A 22,045-nucleotide genomic window follows, 5' to 3' on the forward strand; every position below is an offset into this window, starting at 1 on the left:
AATATTCTTAAAAACAGTGGATTTCCGCTGTTTTTATGTTTTTACGAAACTTTTTACAATGTAAAACGTATATATAGATATCTGGTGCATATACGAGCGATGAGAGTAAAATTTCCAAAAGATATGTGTTGATTATCTGTAAAAAATGGATTAAGATATATTTTGTTTCCGTAACAAAATGTAAAAAATTATTATTTTTTTGTAAGGAAGTAGGGAGGATGTTAGGAATGAGATCAATAAAGTGGCCTAAACATTCATTTATGATACTAGCAATTATAGCAACTTGGATCAAAACGGTCATTGTTTACCACACGAGCTTTGAGATGAAAATTGAAAATGCAATGCAACAATTTATTTTGTTTATTAACCCATTAAGTTTCTTGCTATTTACGTATGGTTTAGCACTTTTCTTTAAATCACCAAAGGCTAGAAATCGTTATTTAATTACAGTCAGCATTATTTTATCAATAGTCCTTTATGGAAATGTAGCGTTCTATCGTTTCTATAATGACTTTATTACACTACCTGTATTATTCCAAACAAGTAACTTTAGTGACTTAGGAACTTCTGTAGCTGCCATAATAGAGCCATGGGATGTATTGTATTTTGTTGATGTACTTATTTTAATCTTAGCGAATAAATTTATACCAAAAATGAAAAATTCGTTTAAAGTTAATGTGGAATTCCGCCGTGCATTTTTTGTGCTGGCAATCGCTATGTCATTCTTAAACTTAGGTTTAGCTGAAACAGAGCGTCCACAATTATTAACACGTAGTTTTGACCGCGAATTACTTGTAAAAAACATTGGTACGTACAATTACCATTTGTATGATATTTATATTCAAACAAAATCCTCTGCCCAACGTGCGTTAGCGGACGGTAGTGAATTAGTTGAAGTAAACAACTATGTTCGCTCTAATCAGGCAGCAGTCAACCCAGAAATGTTTGGGAAATATAAAGGCCGCAACTTAATTGTTGTGTCTATGGAGTCTTTACAAAACTTTGTCATTAACAATGACATGAATGGTCATGAAGTTACGCCATTCTTAAACTCTTTAACAAAAGATAAAGATACGTATTATTTCAGTAACTTCTATCACCAAACAGGTCTAGGAAAAACATCTGACTCTGAGTTTATCGTAGAAAATTCACTATTTGGTTTAGGACGTGGAGCAGTATTCTTCACACATGGTGGAAATACGTATAACTCAATGGCAGAGCGCCTTGGGGAAAATGGATACTTTACAAATGTCATGCACCCGAATAATAAATCATTCTGGAACCGTGACATTATGTATCAATCTTTAAAAATCAATAAGTTCTATGATATCGATTCTTATACAGTAGAAGAAGGGCAAGCTGTGAACTGGGGAATGAAAGATACGCCATTCTTAGAGCAATCTGCAGCATTAATGAAAGATATGCCACAACCATTCTACTCAAGACTTATTACGTTAACGAATCACTATCCATTTACATTGGATCCGGAAGATATTATGATTCCTGAATATGATTCAAACTCAGGTACATTAAATCGTTACTTCCAAACAGTACGCTATATGGATGAAGCTTTAAAAGATTTCTTCCAACAACTGAAAGATCAAGGTGTTTATGATAATTCTATTATCGTTATGTATGGTGACCACTACGGTATTTCAGAAAACCATAATAAAGCGATGGCACAGTATTTAGGAAAAGAACAAATTACACCATTTGATAATGCATTGCTACAGGAAGTACCTTTATTCATCCATATCCCAGGATCTGACGATGGTAAAGAGATGACTGAAATGGCAGGACAAATGGATTTACGTCCAACAATTTTACACCTACTTGGCATTGAAACGTCAAAAGATATGCAAATGGGTGCGGATTTATTCTCTCCAGAACATGAAAACTTTGTAGTGTTCCGTGACGGACGCTTTATCACAGATAAATATGTGTATGCGGGAGAGGCTTGCTATGATAAATCAACTGGCGAAGAAATAGATGGGGAGCCATGTCAGCCATACGCTGATCGTGCAACAATGGAGCTCGAAAATTCTGACGCCATCATCAATGGAGACCTTCTTCGTTTCTATGATGAAAAGACAGGTAATTTAAAACAAGAATCCGTTAAGTAAACAAAGAGAGATCTCGCCATGAGATCTCTCTTTTACTTTGAGCAATTGACAAATTTGTTGAAGTGATTATAATTAGTGTAAATATCTGCATAACGAAGATTTGTTTTTCACATTTCGGAGTATAAGAGTTAAAGGCATGGAAAAGAACAAGTAACTTTAATAAAAACTGACAGAGAGTAGCCGGTCGTTGAGAGGCGCAAGGGATATTAAAGTGAATACATCTTGGAGCTGCGTACCGAAATTTTAGTAGGCTACGACGGGTTTGCATCCGTAATCATTGCAATAGTATTGCTGCGGCTGTACTAATGGAGGAGTGCTATTTGAGTAGCTCTCGAAAAAAGGTGGTACCACGTTCATTAACGTCCTTAGGATTTATTCCTAAGGGCGTTTTTTTTGCATCTGAACGTCTAGTGCCAAATTGGGCGACAGTAATCCTGTCAAGAACTCTTATAGATCTTGCAATATTAACTTTTTAATATTACAAGGAGATGTTTTGTATGTTTTTAACACCAAAGGAGCAGTTAGCCATTATTAAAAAGGGGACTGACAAAATTGTTGATGAACCCGAGCTACTAAAAAAATTGGAGCACTCATTTCAAGAGCAAAAGCCCTTAACGATTAAATTGGGGCTCGATCCATCTGCACCAGATATTCATTTAGGCCATGCAGTCGTATTGCGAAAAATTAAACAGCTGCAGGACCTAGGGCATCATGCAGTCATTGTCATTGGTGATTTTACGGGCCGTATTGGCGATCCTACCGGGAAATCTAAGGGACGTGTAGCGTTAAGTGATGAATTGGTGAAGGAAAATGCCAAAACGTATTGTGAGCAAATTTTTAAAGTGTTGGACGAGGAAAAAATGACTGTTCGTTTCAATAGTGAATGGTTAGCAAAATTAACGTTTGAAGAAGTCATCCAGCTGGCTGCTACTACATCTGTTGCCCGTATTTTGGAGCGTGAAGACTTCCAAAAGCGGTACCATCACCAAATACCAATTGGCCTACATGAATTTTTCTACCCTCTCATGCAGGCGTATGATTCTGTAGAATTAAAGGCTGATATTGAATTAGGGGGAACCGATCAAACGTTTAATATTCTCATGGGACGCACCTTACAAAGGCATAGAGGGCTAGAAAAACAAATTGCTATTTTTATGCCATTACTTGAAGGATTAGATGGTATTGAAAAAATGAGTAAAAGCTTGGGGAATTATATTGGTGTCCATGAAGCGCCTGAAGTTATGTTTAAAAAAATTATGGAACTACCAGATTCGCTCATTATCAAATATTTTGAATTAGCGACAGATGAGCATCCACTTCAAGTGCAAGCCGTTCAAGAAAGGCTACAAAACGGAGAGAACCCACGTGATATAAAACTACAATTAGCAGAAATAGTGACAGCTTTATATCATGGTCATGCAGCTACGATGGATGCAAAATCTTATTTTGAAGCTGCTTTCCAGAAGAAGATGATTCCTGCTAACATTCCTGTATTGCTACTTGAAATTGATAAAGAAAGAATAGAGGATATCATTCCACAATTAATTTCTATCCAATTTATTCAAAGTAAAAGTGATTTTATAAGGCTCATTAAACAAAATGGGGTTTCATTAAATGGAGAAAAAATTGCTGTGGATGATCTATCTCAAGTATTAATGAATGAGGATGTCCTGCAAATTGGTAAGAAGAGATTTCTAAAATTGAATAAGTAAAATGGGATGATGTCCAAGAAAAAAGAGCAATCTCACATAGAGACTGCTCTTTTTTCTGTCTAAATTTTAGTGTAATTTTGGTGGATACCCGCCATGAACGATTGTCATAATGACAAACCATCCAAAGACGACAGCACTTAATAAGTTGAAAACAACGCTTAAAAGGTTCTTTTCTTTAATTGCTTGGAATGTACCATATACAGCAAAAATTGAAACTAGACCAAAAATAACCATTAATAAGTTCATTAAAAATAGACACTCCTTTCGACATCAGAAAATGAATGTCGTAAACAATATTCCTCCTTAATTGTAATCGTTCTACCTGTTTTTGTCGAGAACTAATATAGTGCAAACTATGAACATTTATCGTCAAATTGTGGCAAAGCCTGTATAATAGAGAAATGAGGTGATATCTATGATGAACGTACGTAGTTTTTCTCTTGGTCCAGTCCAAACGAATTGCTATATCGTATCGAATAAAGACAAAGAATGTATCGTATTTGATCCAGGTGAAGAAGCGGAGCGTCTTATTAAAACAATCCGTAGCAATGGTTTAAAACCGTTAGCCATTTTTTTAACGCATGCACATTTTGACCATATTGGTGCAGTGGATGCCGTACGGGAAGCATTTAATGTACCTGTATGGATTCATGAAAAAGAGGTTAGCTGGCTAGGAGATCCAGAAAAGAATGGCTCTAGTAAATATGCTGCATTACCAGACTATAGGGTAGCTGCACCAGATCAAGACACGATCATTAAAAAAGAGCAACAATTTGAAATGAGCAACTTTGTGTTTCAAGCTGTATTTACACCAGGACATTCACCTGGTAGCATTTCCTATGTATTTGAAAATGATGGCTTTGCGATTGTGGGAGACACATTATTTGAACAAGGTGTAGGGCGGACGGATTTAATTGGTGGGTCCACCAAAATATTATTAGCATCTATTCATGACAAATTATTAACATTACCTGAGGATACAATCATCTATCCGGGTCATGGAAATTATACAACTGTCAGTGCAGAAATGGAAACAAACCCGTTTTTAAATGGATTTTAAAATAAAAAAAGCGTATCTCGTTGATGAGATACGCTTTTTTAGTTGTATTAATGACCGCCACCAGGTACGTGAATGAATGTTGTATAGTACGTGAAGCCAGCGAAGAATACAGTTAAATATGCTCCGAAAATGTACATGTACATACGTTCTGAAAGGTTTAAGAAGCCTAATAATAAGAATAAACCTGTATTACCTAAGAATAATAGCGATACCTCGTTCATACCACCAAGGTAGAACATAACGGCAAAAATACCTGTCCAGAATGCCATAACTTTATACATATTATCCATGAAATTTCCCCTCCTTTTGCCCACGACACAATAATCTCTTACTCATTATAAATGATAGGAAAGGTGTCTGTAAACTGGAACTTCTCCGTCTTTGTGACAAACGAATGGATTTTTTAACTAGCTATCGATTTCTGTCACGTTTATTTCATATTTACATAAATCGCAATTATGTATCATACTCTCAATTTGCACAAATTCATTGCTTGAAAATAACGCATCTAACTGCCCTTTTAAATAGGATTCATGTAATGAGCAGACAATATCCGAATATGTTGTAAGTTGCTCTTGGAATGGACAATTAAAAATGGAGAATATCACCTTTTTGCCACGCTCTGTTTGTTGAATTTGTGGAACATAGCCAATTAATGCGGCATTGTCAGTTAATAGTTGAAGCTTCTCGTCGAAGGAAAGGGAATTATTGATTGTCAATTCAGCGTTTATATTTTGTTTCATTTGCTGATAACCATCTTGATAGCTAATTTCCTGACATTTTTCTAAGACAGATGGTCCAAGCTCTTCCACTAATTGAATCGTCCATTTCAGTAAACGATCTTCGTCGCGTCTTGGGAAAGTTAATGATACACCTTTTTCTGAAGCCTTATACACCCGGCCAGGTCGACCACCTTTACCCGTTTTCACATAGTCTGCGGAAATAATATTAATTTCTGAAAGCTTTGTTAAATGAAGTCGAGCAACATTTGGATGGATGCCAAACTGATCAGCAATATGTTGGACGGTCACTGTTTTTTTCTCTTGCAATATGTACTCATAAATAGAGTATCTTGTTTCATCAGCTAAAGTGCTGGTAATTTTCAATGGATGGATCATATGCTTCACCTCATTAGTTTTTTATAAAATTATGTTCGTCTACCAAGTGTTAGGAAAATAATCATGTTCATTCTATTATATTCCATTATTGAAAAAGATACAGTTCATTTCAGCATAAATATTAATTTTTTCATGTATTTATCTTCTGTTTTAGTGGGAAATTGCACTTTATCCACATTTTTATAGCAAAAAACATGAATGATAGGAAATTTTATAACAAATTTTTATTTTCAGAAAAGGGCTTTCTTCGTAGGAAGATCCTATTTATACTAGGAAATAACGAATACGCGGTCATATTCGAATGAACTAGAAGAGGGGTGCATATATGCAGAATTTTGAAATAGTCGTTGAACAAAAATGTGAGCAACTTTTACTAAAAGCCTATCATTTTGGGGCAACCGATTTATTATTGGTGCCAAGCAATATAAATTATCGGATCTATTTTCGGAAATATGACAAGCTTCTTCATGCGGGTGAACTACCAAACGATCTGGCGGAACGGATGATATCCTATTATAAGTTTCTGGCGCAATTAGATATAAGTGAGAGACGTAAACCTCAAAGCGGCTCATTCCAAAAGGCGATGGAGCAACAGTCATATGCCTTTCGAGTATCTACACTGCCTTCCGTATTTTTAAAAGAAAGCCTCATTATCCGCTTACTTCTCCAAAATCATTCTTTTCCACTAACTTCCTTATGTTTTTTTAAAAGCTCAGCCTACAAATTAATGGAACTAGTACAGAATCGTCAGGGCCTTTTGTTTTTTACAGGGGCGACAGGATCTGGTAAGTCCACTTCACTTTATTCTTTAATCCATTATTGTTCTACCGAATTAAATAGGCATGTAATTTCCTTGGAAGACCCAGTAGAAAATAACCAAGCCAATTTACTTCAAATTCAAGTGAATGAACGAGCAGGCGTTACATACGCTACGGGGTTAAAAGCAATTTTGCGACATTCACCTGATGTGATCATGATTGGGGAAATTCGAGATAAAGAAACAGCAAAAATTGCCATCGAGGCAAGCTTGACGGGCCATTTAGTTGTTTCAACCATCCACTCGAAGGATTCGATTAGCTGTCTTTACCGTTTAATGGACTTAGGGGTGTCGATAGATGAGCTTCAGCAAACGATCATTGGTATTGTTGCCCAAGTCCTTTTTCATTCATCAGCCTTACAGGATGATCGTCGTGCGTTGTACGAAATTTTATCGGATATTCATCTCAATCAGGCCATTACCGCTATTTTAAATAAGGGGAATTTTCAGCTACCATACGAATTAACCATAAAGGGACAAAAAGAATTAGTGGAGAGCCATTATGCAGTTACAAACATACATCGCTAAATTTCAATTATATTACAACAGAGCTACAAAATGGCGTGTAAAAGAGCAAGCGCAATTTATTCAACGTTTATCTGTATTAATGCAGGAGGGCTACTTATTTCCACAGGCTATCTCGATGCTACTCCCTCATCATATAGATGTTCATGAGGAAATTCAGCAACAAATTGATGAAAAACTTAGACAAGGAGAAGGCGTAACAAGCATTTTAGAAACATTGCAGTTAGCTAAACATCATTTAGTAGCCATCAAAGTGGCAGAAAACAATGGGCATTTGCTTGAAGTATTAAAAGGTGTGGCTAAGCAAATGATTGTCGGTGAGCAGACGAAGAAAAAGTTAATTAAATTGCTTGTATATCCTGTCATGCTAATTTTATTTTTATTGTTGCTATTCTTTGTATTTCGAACAATTTTCTTACCTAATATTGAACAAATGGTATCAAGTCGCTCGATTGAAGGTGAGAAGACAAGTGTGGCGCTATCTAAACTATTACTGCATGTCCCCGATTTTGTGATGGTAACAGCTTTGATTGTAATAGTCAGTTTATTGGTTTTACACCTCTATCTCAAACGCCAGCCCATTCCCGTACGACTATCAATACTATTAAAAATTCCACTTTTTCAAATCTATATCCGACTCTCATGGACAAGGCAATTTGCTGCCTATTTAGGGAGTTTACTACAGAGTGGGTTTTCATTGCAGGCTAGTCTTCAAATTTTAGAAGAACAATCCTTTCAACCTTTTCTACAGCATCTGTCTCTGCGTATTAAAGAAAGGGTCATCTTTGGAGAGTCATTGACTCAAGCCGTTCATATGGTGTCTATTTTTCATAAGGATTTTGCTACCTTTGTAGAACATGGAGAACAAAGTGGCTACTTAGGGAAGGAACTTACATTATATAGCGAACTATTACTGGAAAAACAGGAGCAACTATTGCAGAAGGTGCTCGCCTTCATCCAACCAAGCTTCTTTATTGTAATTGCTATATGTATTTTAGCGGCCTATGTCAGTTTACTATTACCAATTTATCATATGATTGAATTAGTTTTGGAGGACTAAGATGAAACATATTAAACAACAAAATGGTTTTACTTTAATCGAAATGCTCATTGTTTTGTTAATCATTTCTATTCTTATTTTAATTACAATTCCAAATGTTACGAAGCACTTCGCTACGATTGATGAGAAGGGCTGTGCTGCCTATATTAATATGGTACAGGGGCAAGTAGAAGCCTATAGAGTGGATTTTATGGCATATCCAACTTTAGAGGATTTAGTAAAAGAAGGCTATTTGAAAGAAAATGAAACAACTTGTCCTAATAAAGAAGAAATAGTTATTACGACTAAGGGAGAGGTACGGTTAGCAAATGTCGGTGCAGGTACGAATGGCTAATGAGAGAGCGACAAAATGAATTGGGCTTTACGATCCTCGAAATGCTAATAGTTTTATTTCTTGTTATGAGTTTAACAGCCATTGTTAGCAAATTCTCTTTACAATTAGCGGAGTCAAAGGAATTAGAGCGTTTTTTTACTCAAATTCAACTAGACATTCAGTATATTCAAACCTATAGCATGAACCAGCGACAATATATCGCGATTAAATTCGAAAGCTCTACAAGGCGCTACGTTATTCAAAAAGATGCTTTTTCCAATCTATATGAACGTCCATTCCCTAAAGGAGTCGAATTTTTGCCTGATGAGAGCTCTATTTATACGATTGTTTATAATGTTAATGGCAATGTCAGGTCAGCTGGCACCATCGCGTTTCAAACGCCACAGGGAAAGAAAAAGGTAATCATTACATTAGGGCGAGGGAGAGCGAGAATTGAATGAATCAGGCTATTCTTTTGTTGAAACGATTTTGGCAATGGGCATCTTGATGTTACTTTGCAGCTCCTTATTGCCTATTACCTATACGATGAAAACGAATCTTATGAATAAAAAAATGGAAATGATTGCAGCTGAAACGGCGTATGAGGGCCTGAAATTATTTCAAGCTGTACAACAAACTGAGGGCACAAGAATTATTGAACAGGTTGAGTATCAATGGATGTTTAATGGTGAAGAAATTTGTGTTCGTTTTCACAATATACTTAAGCCACGCCAAAAATGTATTCCCCTTACAGGAAATGTCGATGAATAATGAGAAGGGCTATACCTTACTAGAAGCAATGTTTCAATTAATGGTGTTTGTGCTTATTTCTCATCTTTTTGTCCTAATTATGCTGTGGTATGCTGAAATGACCTCAACTATGCAAACGGATGAACAGTCGAAATGGGAGCAGTTTGTGTATGATTTAAATAAAGGGCTAAAGGATATTTTAACGTTCTCCGTGCGGGATGATCACAAAAGAATCACTTTCCAGACCACAGAATCTGTCCATTATATTGATTGCTATCGTAATACCATTCGTGAACAAGTAAATGGAGGACATGTTCCCATGCTAAATGGCATCAATAAATGTCAGTTCACTTATAGCGGAAATATGCTGACGGTAGCGGTGGAAATGCCTAGTGGTATGCAAAAGGAGAGAACCTTCTATGTGCCAATTATTGAAAAATGACAGTGGGGCTATTTTTTTAATCGCAATTGCATTATTATTTCTTGTAACTACTTTTCTTCTTGCGTATTGTATGTCATATGAAATGCAATTTCAAACATATGATGGGCTCGAAAAATTGAATGTTCAAGCTACGATAAATTTATTGGGACAAATTTTGTCAGACAGTGTAGAATCGTAGTTATAAGAAGGTGATTCGAATTGCGAAAAATATATTTAGTTGGTTTTATGGGTAGTGGAAAGAGTGCTTTAGGAAGACGTTTAAGCTTTTTATTAAAGATGCCATATTATGATATGGATCATGAAATAGTGAGACAGCAAGGAACGTCCATCCCGCAGATTTTTGAAAAGTACGGAGAGGCCCATTTTCGAAAAATAGAAACAGAATTTTTGAAAAGTTTCCGCGATGAGGCTTGTATCATTTCTACGGGCGGTGGAGTTGCGATGAATGCTGAAAATCGAAAAATTATGAGACGTAGTGGCTTAGTATTTTTTTTAGATGCTTCGTTTGAAGATATTTATAAACGAGTTCAGCATGATCCTAACAGACCAATCGTACAAAGCTCAACAAAAGAAGAGCTAGAAAGTCTGTATCATTACAGAAGAAAGTTTTATCGTGATGCAGGGCATATTCAGGTCCTGACAGAGGGCAGAACCATTCGCCAAATTTTAGAGTATTTAGTGTTCCAAGTAAAAAGGCTTAAAAACGAACGATGAAGGATGCGAAGTATATTAATGTTCGCATTTTATTATCTTTTAAAAAATGATTGCCTTTTCAATGCATTTAATGTTAGGATATAGACAAATAAGTAACTAAATGTTCATTGAATACTAAATAGTACCAAGATGTATCTTGGGCGGATGATTATACGGGGAGAGAGCGTAATTAAACGCCACCGAAGGAGCAAGTAGCAATGGCTATGAATCTCTCAGGTAAAAGGACTCGTATAAGACGCAACTCTGGAGAGAGCTGTAGTATAACAATAGCAGCCACCAAAGGGGAAAGCCGACTAATTGGCAGTATCAACCATGCGAGTTAGTCTGGTGTAACTTTCAGGTGCAAGGACAGAGAATCCCGAAAAGGGGTTCGTCTGTCTTTTTTTATGTCTTTAGGTACTCCGTGAAGCTTTTTACTTTGCTAAGTCATGATTGTACCCATACAAAAAGCAGACGAACTACTACCAGTAAAAATGTAACTAACAATAAGGGGGCAAAAAAGAATGACGAATGAATTAAAACGTACACCTCTATTTGAAGAATATGCGAAATACGGTGCTAAGACGGTTGACTTCGGTGGATGGGAATTACCAGTTCAATTCTCCTCTATTAAAGATGAACATGATGCAGTACGTAATCGTGCGGGATTATTTGATGTATCCCATATGGGTGAAATTTTAGTAACCGGTCCCGATGCATTAGATTTTTTACAAAATCTTTTATCCAATGATGTTTCAAAAATAGCTACTGGCCAGGCACAATACACAGCAATGTGCTATGAGGACGGCGGTGTTGTCGATGATTTACTAACGTATAAGCTAGCAGATCAACACTATTTATTATGCGTGAATGCAGCAAATATCGAAAAAGACTATGATTGGATGCTGGAAAATCAACATCAATATGATGTGACGATTGACAATCAATCGGAAGCCTATGCACAAATTGCCCTACAAGGACCTTTAGCAGAGGAGGTTCTTCAATCCCTAACTTCAACTGATGTAAGTGCCATTAAATTTTTCCGATTCCAAGAGAATGTAGAAGTTGCAGGACATAAGGTGTTAGTTTCTCGTAGTGGATACACAGGAGAAGATGGCTTCGAATTATATGGAGCACCGGAAGATATTAAAGCGCTATGGGGTAAAATTTTAGATGCTGGTCAAGACAAAGGTGTTGTTCCTGCAGGTCTAGGATGTCGAGATACACTACGTTTTGAAGCGGGTCTGCCACTTTACGGTCAAGAATTATCAGCAACCATTTCTCCTCTTGAAGCAGGTATTGGCTTTGCTGTGAAATTAAATAAAGAAGATTTTATTGGTCATGATGCATTAGTAGCTCAGAAGGAAAATGGTCTTCCACGCAAACTAGTTGGCATTGAAATGATCGATAAAGGGATTCCACGCCATGGCTATAAAGTGTTTAAAGATGGTCAGGAAATTGGTGAAGTTACAACAGGAACACAGCTTCCTTCTTCAAAACGTAATGTTGGTCACGCGTTAATTGACAGTCAATTCGCAACTATCGGAAATGAATTAGAAATTGAAATCCGTGGTAAGCAACTAAAAGTGATTACAGTTGAAACACCGTTTTACAAGCGTTCAAAATAATAGCTGAAAAGAGGGACCTACATTTATGAAACATCGTTATTTACCAATGACGGAGCAAGATCAAAAAGAAATGTTAGACGTAATCGGTGTATCCTCAGTTGATGAATTATTCGAGGATATTCCAGAGAAAGTACGTTTTAAAGGCCTTTATGACATCAAGGCAGCAAAATCGGAATCTGCTTTATTAAAAGAGTTATCGGCACTTGCTGCTAAAAACAAAGACACAAATGCGAATGCATCGTTTTTAGGTGCAGGCGTTTATAACCACTACAAGCCCGTGATCGTGGATCATGTTATTTCTCGCTCAGAGTTTTATACAGCTTATACACCCTATCAACCTGAAATTTCACAAGGTGAGCTTCAAGCTATTTTTGAATTCCAAACTATGATTGCAGAGCTTACTGGTATGGATCTTGCCAACTCTTCTATGTATGACGGTGGTACAGCATTGGCTGAAGCAGGAATGTTGGCAGCTGGACATACACGTCGTAAGAAAATTTTAGTATCTGAAACGGTACACCCAGAATATCGTGATGTTGTGGCTACATATGCCTATGGTCAATCTATTGAAATCGTAACAATTCCACATAAAGATGGTGTGACTGATATTGCAGCTTTAAAAGAGCTAATTGACGACAATACGGCAGCAGTTATTGCTCAATATCCAAACTTCTTTGGTCAAGTTGAGGATATTCAAGTAATTGGTGATATAGCACATGAAGCAAAAAGCTTATTCGTAGTATCGTCTAACCCACTTGCCCTAGGTATTTTAACTCCTCCAGGTAAACTAGGAGCTGATATTTGTGTAGGTGATGCACAAGTTTTCGGTATCTCTGAAGCATTTGGTGGTCCACACTGTGGTTTCTTTGCAGTGACAACTAAATTAATGCGTAAGGTGCCAGGTCGACTTGTTGGTGAAACAGTAGATGGTGAAGGACGTCGTGGTTATGTATTAACACTACAAGCACGTGAACAACATATCCGTCGCGATAAAGCAACTTCTAATATCTGTTCGAACCAAGCACTTCTTGCACTTGCAGCTTCTGTAGCGATGACAGCTCTAGGGAAACAAGGTATTCGCGAAATGGCTACACAAAATATTGCGAAAACACGTTATGCAAAAAATGCCTTTGAAGCAGCAGGCTTTACAGTAGCATTCCAAGGTGCACATTTTAATGAAATCGTAGTGAAAACAAATAAATGTGTGAAGGAAATCAATAAAGGCTTAATTGAAAAAGGTATTATTGGTGGATATCCTTTAGGTCAAAATTATGACTCTCTTAAAAATCATGTGCTAATTGCTGTGACTGAATTACGCACAAAAGAAGAAATTGATGCACTAGTTGCAGAAATGGGGGCTCTTCATGCATAACGAAAATCAAACACTCATTTTTGAAATTTCAAAAGAAGGTCGCGTTGGCTATAGTTTAGAAGCGCTTGATGTACCTGAAGTAGATCTAACAGATATATTACCTGCTAATTTAGTACGTACAGAGGCAGCAGAATTACCTGAAGTATCTGAGCTTGATATCATGCGTCACTACACAGCACTTTCTCGTAGAAATCATGGTGTAGACTCTGGCTTCTACCCACTTGGCTCATGTACGATGAAATATAATCCAAAAATTAATGAAGCGGTAGCTCGTCTTTCTGGCTTTGCCAATGTGCACCCACTACAAGATGAGTCAACAGCACAAGGTGCCATGGAGCTTCTTTATGATCTTCAAACGTCATTAGTAGAAATTACTGGTATGGATGAAGTGACATTACAGCCAGCAGCAGGGGCACATGGAGAGTGGACAGCATTAATGATGATCCGCGCTTTCCATGAAGCAAATGGAGAAGGTCACCGTAACAAAGTTATCGTTCCCGACTCTGCTCACGGAACTAACCCAGCTTCAGCAACAGTAGCAGGCTTTGAAACAATTACAGTTAAATCAGATGAAACTGGTTTAGTTGATATTGAAGACCTTCGAAAAGTCGTAGGTCCTGACACTGCTGCCTTAATGTTAACAAACCCGAATACACTTGGTTTATTTGAAGAAAACATCATCGAAATGGCGGAGCTTATCCACTCTGTTGGCGGTAAAGTGTACTATGATGGTGCCAACTTAAATGCCGTTATGAGTAAAGCACGTCCTGGCGATATGGGCTTTGACTGTGTACATTTAAATCTGCATAAAACATTTACAGGTCCACACGGTGGTGGTGGTCCAGGTTCAGGTCCAGTAGGCGTAAAGGCAGATTTAATTCCATTCCTACCAAAGCCAGTACTTGTAAGAACGGAAGAAGGAGCATACCATTTCGATTACAACCGTCCACAATCTATCGGACGAGTAAAACCATACTATGGTAACTTTGGTATCAATGTGCGTGCTTATACGTACATCCGTACAATGGGTCCAGATGGCCTAAAAGCTGTCACAGAATATGCTGTATTAAACGCCAACTATATGATGCGTCGTTTAGAGCCATTCTACGATCTTCCATATAACCGTCATTGTAAACATGAATTTGTTTTATCTGGTCATCGCCAAAAGAAATTGGGCGTTCGTACACTAGATATCGCAAAACGTCTGTTAGACTTTGGCTATCATCCACCAACAACATACTTCCCATTAAATGTGGAAGAGGCGTTAATGATTGAGCCAACAGAAACAGAATCTAAAGAAACATTAGATGCATTCTGCGATGTGATGATTCAAATTGCGAAGGAAGCGGAGGAAAATCCATCCATCGTTCAAGAAGCACCACATACTACAGTCGTTTCTCGCCTAGACGAAACACGTGCGGCTCGTACACCTGTACTACGTTATCAAAAAGCTTAAAATTGACAAACCGCTCACTTTTTTAGTGGGCGGTTTTTATATGATTTTTTTGTTATAATTTCCCTTAGATGGTTTGTGGAAGGAGGGATTCAAATGCAAACAACATCAGCGGAATTGAGTTTACCAATAAATAATCTATTAAATAATACATACAGCATCAAACGGCTCCTTGCAACGAGTAAATTATCATTTGTTTATATAGCCGAATACATAAGCACTGGAGAAGAAATTATTATAAAAGAGTTTTTCCCTTTAGAGATTGCTTTACGAGATTTGGATAACAAATCAGTAATCAATCGTTTACCTTCTACAAAGGAAAAATTTCAGGAATTAAAGGAGAGATTTCTAAGTGAAGCTTGCATGCTCCAGCAATTGAACCATCAACATATTGTTAAATATCGACATCATTTTTTTGAAAATGGTTCCATTTATATAGTCACAGATTATTATGAAGGGGTTTTATTAGAGCAATATATACAACGATTTTCATTGAGTGAGAGACATCTTCTCTATCAAGATATATTTTTACCCTTAATAGATGCGATTACTTATTTACATAATAAGGGGATCATACATCGCGATATTAAACCTAGTAATATTATGATTGATGCCAAGGGACAGCCCCATTTATTAGATTTTGGATCTGCCGTGTACTATAAAACCGTAACAAAATATCCGATATTTACTAGTCCAGGCTATTCTCCCCTTGAACAGTATTCCATGAAAGGAGAACAAGGAATCTATACCGATATTTATAGCTTGATGGCAACCTTATACTATGCATTAACGAATAAAATACCAGTAGATGTTTCACAGAGGTTAATTGAGGATAAAATTGCGAATGTGAGAAAATATAATCCGAAAGTAAGTATTTTTATGTCATTCACTATTATGTGGGGGCTGCAAATAGAAACTAAAAAAAGGTGTTCCTCCCTAAGATTTATTAAAAATATGATTGCTATTGAATTAAAGTTCAAATGCAAAAAGAACTATTTTGAGATTTTTGATTCCAAATGACCAAATTTACTATTCGCTTCATACTATTTATCCATTTTTACTATATTGAGTATTTATCATAAAACAGCTTATGGCCTAAGGTAAAACGGACCATAAGTTGTTTTTTTTATAAAAAAGTATTAAAAAAGCCATAAATTGTATGAAAATATCATATTTATTGCCATGTAATATTTTTACTAAAAATACTTATAAATGTTTTTCGTGACAATATATTCTATAGAAAATATTGACATTGATTTTAGATATTGTATAGTTACCAATGTGATACATTAATCATTAGTAAAGTTTGTAAGAAAGATGCATAAAGTTGGATAGAGATTCTTATAAATTAATTTCAATTTCACTACATAGCTTTGTGTAAGGTTGGTATATTTTAACTACTTTGTTTTATTGTTCTATATTACTATGTGTAGAACAGTGATAATTAGTTCATAAAACAATAGTATTTGATGTGGTTTTGCAATATCCAACCCTGTACTCATTATGCTCGTATGTTCTAATTACTTACTAATGCTTATGCCTACTCGAATTCGTTTTAAAAGGAGGGATGGCTGTAGAATTATACAGCCAAATGAATGGAGATTATTAATCAAACAAACCGAACTATGCTCTTTGAAGAAATAAATCCTGAGAAATTGGATTTAATTACGCTCGTTGGAGATGTCAAAGGAATTGATAGTCTAAGTGATGAAAAAATTAAAGAAATTAATCAAAGTCTTCTTGTAAAAAGTTTCGATGAATTTTTAGATAAGTTTTCTCCCACGGTTTACTCATTTTACAATGCCGCAAATCAAAAAGTCATGTATACCTTAAAAAAGCCAGAAGGAATTCAAGATGATTGTATTTCAGAAATAGCAATTGACCAAAATAATGATTTTTTAAAAATGCTATTTACGCTCATTGATACAAAAAGAAGTCAAGGAATTGCCAATGTAGATTTTAAATTTGAAAATTTACTTGATATGATCTCTCCTAAAAAAGTCATGGATGACATTCGTCAAGTACGTAAAGAGATTCATTACCTGTATGGTGAATATGACAAGCTAGATGAAGGCGACCCTAAGAAATTAGATACAGGTGACAAGCTTAATCTTATGTTTGAAGTAGCTAGTAGAAACTATAACAATGTGATGGCGATGTTACCGTTAGCAATTGAGGATATTAAAACAAGATTATTATTGGGTGGTAGTCAAGATGAGGGAGAATCTGAAAAGTTACAAATAGGTACTCTTTCAATTGGTGACAATGGTGAATTGAAAATCATTGAGGCACCACAAACAAATAGTGCAGAATTAATGGTCATTGAGGAAAATAGTAATTATGGCTTAAGTACTGTATTTGAGGAAGATTACGAAGCAATAACTGAATCACCATCTTCTTATGTGAAAGATTTAGTCGTCAGAACATTCTCGCCGCTTCCAGCAATTAAAGCTGAATTTGATGTAGAAACAGAAGTTCAAAACTACAATACATATCTTGAATTCTATAAGGATGCAAAGGATGAATTTGTCAAAACGGTTAAACCTTTAGTTGAAAAATTATTAGGGATCAAAATGTATTTTGATCAATATGCAACTAAAAACAAGGGTATGCAACCTTCATTAATCGTCACTAACACTAAGTTAGATATGCTGGTAAAAAGTAATAACCTACCGAGATTACGTACTTACTTAAACACTGTGAACTCGAAAAATGACTTTACAGATACGGTATGGTATGGAATTGTACCAGCCCTTGAACTTGAAGCATCTGGAAAAATGAAAGTAAGTCGATCTAGATTCAAAGGAAACGATAAAGTGACCAAGCAAGAGGGTAACACGATGGAATCACTATCCATTCTCTTGGACACTATAAAAGATTACAAGGTGCAAATTTTCTTTAACTTTATGGCTGAAGAAGAAACAACCTTCAATGGGATTGCAACAGCTGGTATTGATCGTCTTATCGATAAATGCTCTGTACTAGTTAGAAAGGATTATAGTGAGTTTGCTATACCATGTTTACCAAACTTTACGATTATTCCTAAAGATAAATCAGGAGTCGTTATTGATACACGTATGCATACTACTGAAAATGGAGCACGTTTATCAAAAGAGAAAGAAGATATCTTAAAGCTATGGATTGAAGGCGTTTATGTGGATGCTAGTTATGTTGCAGCAGGTATCGTATCTGCCTACCAATGTCCAGAGTATTTAAAGGAATCATTTAAAAATGTTAAACGAAATTATCCGGGAGTTCGATTCGATATTGAAGCGGGAGATAATTCACTAAGAGCAGTAACAACTATGGCAAAAGAGATTTCCGGTTTTACGAATAATATTAAGGATGCTATTAATAGCAGAAGCTTTGGTTTTGTATTCTCTTCTGAAAATGCTCAACTACAGGATAAAGATATTAGACGTATTACTGTCTATAAAGCAAGAAGTCTTGCGATGGAAGAAGATGGGTTTGATTCAATCTACAAAACTCAAGTTAGTACGTATATTGAAAGAATCCTTCGTTTCCAATCAGGGGACTTTAAACATGAAAATATTGTTCGTTTCTTTAGTAATAATCCAAGCAGTCAAAAAAGTAAGTGGCTCAATGATAAAGGCCATGTAAACTCTATTATCCATGATGGAGACGATATCGGCTACATCATTGATGAGAAAACAAGTCTATGTCAAATTGATCTTGTATTTAATGGGAATGTCAAAAATCTTGAAGTCACGATTACTAAAGGGACAAGCGCTGTTAAAGCCTAACAATTTATTTATTTCAATCATTAAAAATTTACGTAGGATGTTTAAGATTTATTAAATAATAAATCTTTTAACATAAATATGAATCGACTAACATCATCCAGATGAAAAATTACATATTTCACAATGCTTGTTTTAACACGTTGCTCTGTGAAATGAGATAGCTATGCTTAAACTTAATTCATCAGAGAAGATGGGAGTCATTCAACACAAATTAGGAGGAACTAAAAATGGGTTTTGTATTAAAAGTAGAAGGATCAGAAGCAATTGAATTAGGGTTAGAAAGCATTATGACTGTCGAGTATGAGACAGATACGCCAAACGATTCTAATGCTCGCTCTACAGATGTTGGAGCAACTTTAAAGGTAAAAGGTAAAATTTTAACTGCTACTGATGGTGATAATTCTGATGATACGATGAAATTAGGATTATGGTCATTAGTACCTGCTGAAAAAGCAGATTGTTACCGTAAAGTAACGCTTGAGGTTATCTCAGCGGATCAAGTAGTAAGAAAAATTCACTTCCCAAATGCTTTTGTTGTGGATTACACAGAAAGATATGGTGATACAGAAGGTATTGGTGAATTCTACTTATTCATTAAGCAAAAGAAAGACAAAACAGACTTGGCAAAAATCGAGGGTGGCTACGCTGTCTAAGGTTGTAGCTTGATAAAACTCTTCTAATTATCTAAGGAACTTATTTAGTTCCTTAGATAATTTTTAATAATCCTAAATTGGGGTTGAAAAGATGAAAACACATTATGAAATTTTAGGTGTTAGTAGAAATGCCACACAAGATCAAATAAAGCTCGCTTATCGGAAGCTATCCAAAAAGCACCATCCTGATGTAAGCGGGGGAAACAAAGAATCAGAAGAAATTTTCTTAAAAGCTACAGAAGCCTATAAAGTACTGAAAGATCCGGCATTGAGAGAGTCATATGATGCTAGTCTCGATGATCCAGGTACAGGCTGGCAATCGAAGCAAAAGGATGAAAGACATTCTAATGGACATCAATCTGCAGACAAAAAACCAGATTTTAATATAAATAATATTGAAAAAAACTTTGAACACTTTTTTGGCTTCAATCCGAAAACAAAAGAAATGTCCTCAACTCTACATAAAAATGCGAAGAAAAATCCCCTTGACACAACGGATTTATTTGAGCGCTTTTTTAATAAATAATCAAATGGTAAAAAGTGAGGAAGTGTGATTACATGTATGATCAATATCCAACTGAAGCTTACAGTGAAAATGCAAGAAAAAAAATGCTTATAAAAATTATCGATATCATTATTGTCACCATTGCCTTCTTTTTCATTTTATATGTTTTTGTTATGAATCAGGAGGTTCTTTTAAAATTTGTTATTGGCACAGTAATGGTCATTCTTGCTATTATTTATGGTTCTCTCAAATACGAGGCGAAAGCAATTACTCAAACTATGACAAATAAGGACATTTCTAAGCTTGTTCTCCTTAATGAAAGTGGGATTGAAGTGGATGAATGGGAGCTTGGTGATCAAATTTCATTACTTATAGGAAAAAGCTCAGCTGAATATAAGGCAGATATTGATTTAAGTGGAACAGAATATGAATCTCTTGTTAATTATGAACATGCGGTCCTCAACTGTGTAGCTGGTATTTGGTATGTAGAGGATATTGATTCTGTTAATGGGGTAGGTTTAAAAAAGGCGCATAAGCGGGTGAAAAATAGATTAAAACAAGAGATTCCATACCCACTAGGTAATGGAGATACGATATACATAGCAAATACGCGAATTTTGGTGAAATAGAGAAAAATTCGTAACATAGATGGGGGATTTTGGAATGAGTTTAATTAGATGTACAAATGGTCATATGTTTAGTTCAAGGAGACATCGTAATATTTGCCCGTACTGTAATGTCATGGTGGAGCAGGAGCAAAGACAAAATAGCCCATCCACACCTGTCGCTGAAGCAGATGATAAAACATTGCCTTATTTAGGAGAAATGGATGGAATTGATCCTGTTACAGGATGGTTGGTTTGTATTGAAGGGCCGCAAATGGGGAGAGATTATCGGATCTTATCGGAAAAGAATTTTATCGGTAGAGCAGAAGACATGCATATTCGAATTGCTGGAGACAATTCCATCTCTAAACGTAATCATGCAGTCATTGTATATGATCCTAAAAAACGTAACTTTTACTTGCTACCCGGAGATGCATCAGGACTAGCTTATCTAAATAATGAAGCGGTTTATACACCAACTGAATTAGCAGCCTATGATGTTATTCAGTTAGGGAGAAGTATGTTTTTATTTATTCCACTTTGTGGCGTCCACTTTGAATGGGAAAACAATCAAAGTGAGGAATGATGACGAATGGACCATAAGCTAGTACCTTACATAATTGCATTAATTTTTATTGTTGTACTTATTTTTTTACTCATCATACGAGGTATCCTTGCTCAAAAAATGGAAAAAGGGAAAATTTACATTGGAAATGGTCAGACGATAGGAAGGCGGGATGAACAGGATGATTATTTCTCAACCGCTGAGACGGCACAAGGCACAATCGCGGTGCTTGCAGATGGGATTAGTGGGTTAGCCAATGGTCGCATGGCCAGTACGATCGCAGTGACCACATTTATAGAAGAATTTAAAAAGCTTGGTAACCTCAATCAGCTACAAGATTTTTTAAAGAAAGCAGCTATGGCGAGTAATCATATGATCGTAGAAAACTTGAATGGCTCCAATGGAGGAACAACATTAGTCACCGCCATTATTGATAATGATGGCTACTTACATTGGGGTGCGGTAGGTGATAGTGTTATCACGATTTTTAGAAACGGTGAATTTTTAGCGATTAACCAAAAACATATTTTTGAATCGGTATTAACTGAACGTTATATTGCGGGTGAAATATCGCAACTTGAAGTGCAGGAAAATCCTTTGAAAAAGCGATTAATAAATTATTTGGGATATGAAGGCTTTAAAAATCTAGATACAGGAAATAATCCTATTCAACTACATAAAGGAGACAAGGTTTGCCTATTTAGTGATGGAATCTATGATGCTTTAACAGAGGTTGAAATGGAAAAAATCCTCTCTCAGCAAGCTCCACCCTATGATTTAGCACAAAACATTATAAAAGCCGTTGAACAAAAACGCCTAAAGAATCAAGACAATGCGACCATCTTGATTTTGGAAAAAATATGGTGACGGGGGAATAGAGAAGGAGG

At 36.0% G+C, this 22,045-nt stretch carries 23 protein-coding genes, 1 riboswitch and 1 other annotated feature; of the genes, 20 read left to right on the top strand and 3 right to left on the bottom strand.

Going from position 1 to position 22,045, the window contains the following annotated elements:
- Window positions 1-227 precede the first annotated feature (227 nt).
- Both C9J29_RS10630 and tyrS read left to right on the top strand, forming a co-directional pair.
- Complete coding sequence (locus C9J29_RS10630) at window positions 228-2,123, top strand: LTA synthase family protein (protein WP_036222318.1); 1,896 nt, start codon at window positions 228-230, stop codon at window positions 2,121-2,123.
- Between the two features lie 128 nt (window positions 2,124-2,251).
- Window positions 2,252-2,493: a binding site (T-box leader), on the top strand.
- 127 nt (window positions 2,494-2,620) lie between these two features.
- The gene (gene tyrS, locus C9J29_RS10635) at window positions 2,621-3,835 is read left to right on the top strand and encodes a tyrosine--tRNA ligase (protein WP_089986115.1); all 1,215 of its coding nucleotides are present in this window, start codon (window positions 2,621-2,623) and stop codon (window positions 3,833-3,835) included.
- A gap of 66 nt (window positions 3,836-3,901) precedes the next feature.
- Here tyrS and C9J29_RS10640 read toward each other — a convergent pair whose 3' ends face one another.
- Entirely contained in the window at window positions 3,902-4,081 is a 180-nt protein-coding gene (locus C9J29_RS10640) for a DUF2759 domain-containing protein (protein ID WP_008181026.1), read from the bottom strand.
- 169 nt (window positions 4,082-4,250) lie between these two features.
- Between C9J29_RS10640 and C9J29_RS10645 the strand changes: the two genes are divergently transcribed.
- Window positions 4,251-4,895 carry an MBL fold metallo-hydrolase gene (locus C9J29_RS10645; RefSeq protein WP_089986114.1) on the top strand — a complete coding sequence of 215 codons (645 nt, stop codon included), beginning with the start codon at window positions 4,251-4,253 and terminating at the stop codon, window positions 4,893-4,895.
- A 47-nt stretch (window positions 4,896-4,942) separates the two neighbouring features.
- Here the strand turns inward: C9J29_RS10645 and C9J29_RS10650 are convergent, their stop codons facing one another.
- Together C9J29_RS10650 and C9J29_RS10655 are read right to left on the bottom strand one after the other, a co-directional pair.
- Window positions 4,943-5,185, bottom strand: coding sequence for a DUF2626 family protein (locus C9J29_RS10650; RefSeq protein ID WP_004231035.1), 243 nt, complete (start codon window positions 5,183-5,185; stop codon window positions 4,943-4,945).
- Between the two features lie 117 nt (window positions 5,186-5,302).
- Complete coding sequence (locus tag C9J29_RS10655) at window positions 5,303-6,013, bottom strand: helix-turn-helix transcriptional regulator (protein WP_008181032.1); 711 nt, start codon at window positions 6,011-6,013, stop codon at window positions 5,303-5,305.
- 325 nt (window positions 6,014-6,338) lie between these two features.
- Here C9J29_RS10655 and comGA point away from each other — a divergent pair, with 325 nt between their 5' ends.
- The 17 genes from comGA (at window position 6,339) to C9J29_RS10745 (ending at window position 22,025) form a co-directional block, all read left to right on the top strand.
- A complete protein-coding gene (gene comGA / locus C9J29_RS10660; RefSeq protein WP_107922123.1) occupies window positions 6,339-7,358 on the top strand; it encodes a competence type IV pilus ATPase ComGA in 1,020 nt (339 codons plus the stop codon).
- Window positions 7,333-8,415 carry a competence type IV pilus assembly protein ComGB gene (comGB, locus tag C9J29_RS10665; protein WP_107922124.1) on the top strand — a complete coding sequence of 361 codons (1,083 nt, stop codon included), beginning with the start codon at window positions 7,333-7,335 and terminating at the stop codon, window positions 8,413-8,415. The genes comGA and comGB overlap by 26 nt, the downstream gene beginning before the upstream one ends.
- Window position 8,416: 1 nt before the next feature.
- A complete protein-coding gene (gene comGC, locus C9J29_RS10670) occupies window positions 8,417-8,749 on the top strand; it encodes a competence type IV pilus major pilin ComGC (protein ID WP_008181040.1) in 333 nt (110 codons plus the stop codon).
- Window positions 8,749-9,189, top strand: a complete 441-nt coding sequence (gene comGD, locus C9J29_RS10675) for a competence type IV pilus minor pilin ComGD (protein ID WP_008181042.1) — start codon at window positions 8,749-8,751, stop codon at window positions 9,187-9,189. Before comGC ends, comGD begins: the two co-directional genes overlap by 1 nt.
- Window positions 9,182-9,499: a hypothetical protein gene (locus C9J29_RS10680; protein ID WP_089986112.1), complete on the top strand. Its 318-nt coding sequence runs from the start codon at window positions 9,182-9,184 to the stop codon at window positions 9,497-9,499. Before comGD ends, C9J29_RS10680 begins: the two co-directional genes overlap by 8 nt.
- Complete coding sequence (gene comGF / locus C9J29_RS10685; RefSeq protein WP_008181045.1) at window positions 9,492-9,920, top strand: competence type IV pilus minor pilin ComGF; 429 nt, start codon at window positions 9,492-9,494, stop codon at window positions 9,918-9,920. The genes C9J29_RS10680 and comGF overlap by 8 nt, the downstream gene beginning before the upstream one ends.
- A 198-nt stretch (window positions 9,921-10,118) precedes the next feature.
- The gene (locus C9J29_RS10695) at window positions 10,119-10,634 is read left to right on the top strand and encodes a shikimate kinase (RefSeq protein ID WP_107922125.1); all 516 of its coding nucleotides are present in this window, start codon (window positions 10,119-10,121) and stop codon (window positions 10,632-10,634) included.
- Window positions 10,635-10,778: 144 nt separating this feature from the next.
- A riboswitch (glycine riboswitch) is annotated at window positions 10,779-10,872 on the top strand.
- A 265-nt stretch (window positions 10,873-11,137) separates the two neighbouring features.
- Complete coding sequence (gcvT, locus tag C9J29_RS10700; protein ID WP_096365269.1) at window positions 11,138-12,241, top strand: glycine cleavage system aminomethyltransferase GcvT; 1,104 nt, start codon at window positions 11,138-11,140, stop codon at window positions 12,239-12,241.
- A 25-nt stretch (window positions 12,242-12,266) separates the two neighbouring features.
- Entirely contained in the window at window positions 12,267-13,613 is a 1,347-nt protein-coding gene (gene gcvPA / locus C9J29_RS10705) for an aminomethyl-transferring glycine dehydrogenase subunit GcvPA (RefSeq protein WP_008181054.1), read from the top strand.
- Window positions 13,606-15,069 carry an aminomethyl-transferring glycine dehydrogenase subunit GcvPB gene (gene gcvPB, locus C9J29_RS10710; protein ID WP_008181056.1) on the top strand — a complete coding sequence of 488 codons (1,464 nt, stop codon included), beginning with the start codon at window positions 13,606-13,608 and terminating at the stop codon, window positions 15,067-15,069. Before gcvPA ends, gcvPB begins: the two co-directional genes overlap by 8 nt.
- Window positions 15,070-15,162: 93 nt before the next feature.
- Complete coding sequence (locus C9J29_RS10715) at window positions 15,163-16,086, top strand: serine/threonine protein kinase (protein ID WP_107922126.1); 924 nt, start codon at window positions 15,163-15,165, stop codon at window positions 16,084-16,086.
- A 575-nt stretch (window positions 16,087-16,661) separates the two neighbouring features.
- The gene (locus tag C9J29_RS10720; RefSeq protein ID WP_008181059.1) at window positions 16,662-18,830 is read left to right on the top strand and encodes a hypothetical protein; all 2,169 of its coding nucleotides are present in this window, start codon (window positions 16,662-16,664) and stop codon (window positions 18,828-18,830) included.
- A gap of 227 nt (window positions 18,831-19,057) precedes the next feature.
- Window positions 19,058-19,483 (top strand): hypothetical protein, encoded by a 426-nt coding sequence (locus C9J29_RS10725; protein ID WP_008181062.1) that lies wholly within the window; start codon window positions 19,058-19,060, stop codon window positions 19,481-19,483.
- Window positions 19,484-19,574: 91 nt separating this feature from the next.
- The gene (locus C9J29_RS10730; protein ID WP_036221533.1) at window positions 19,575-20,009 is read left to right on the top strand and encodes a J domain-containing protein; all 435 of its coding nucleotides are present in this window, start codon (window positions 19,575-19,577) and stop codon (window positions 20,007-20,009) included.
- A 32-nt stretch (window positions 20,010-20,041) separates the two neighbouring features.
- Entirely contained in the window at window positions 20,042-20,617 is a 576-nt protein-coding gene (locus C9J29_RS10735) for an FHA domain-containing protein (RefSeq protein ID WP_089986106.1), read from the top strand.
- A 34-nt stretch (window positions 20,618-20,651) separates the two neighbouring features.
- On the top strand, window positions 20,652-21,179 hold the full coding sequence (locus tag C9J29_RS10740; protein WP_036127052.1) for an FHA domain-containing protein: 528 nt from the start codon (window positions 20,652-20,654) through the stop codon (window positions 21,177-21,179).
- A gap of 6 nt (window positions 21,180-21,185) precedes the next feature.
- Window positions 21,186-22,025 carry a PP2C family protein-serine/threonine phosphatase gene (locus tag C9J29_RS10745; RefSeq protein ID WP_107922127.1) on the top strand — a complete coding sequence of 280 codons (840 nt, stop codon included), beginning with the start codon at window positions 21,186-21,188 and terminating at the stop codon, window positions 22,023-22,025.
- Window positions 22,026-22,045: the final 20 nt, after the last annotated feature.

Origin of the sequence: Lysinibacillus fusiformis (assembly GCF_003049525.1) — a bacterium.
In the GTDB taxonomy this organism is placed as follows: Bacteria; Bacillota; Bacilli; order Bacillales_A; family Planococcaceae; genus Lysinibacillus; species Lysinibacillus fusiformis.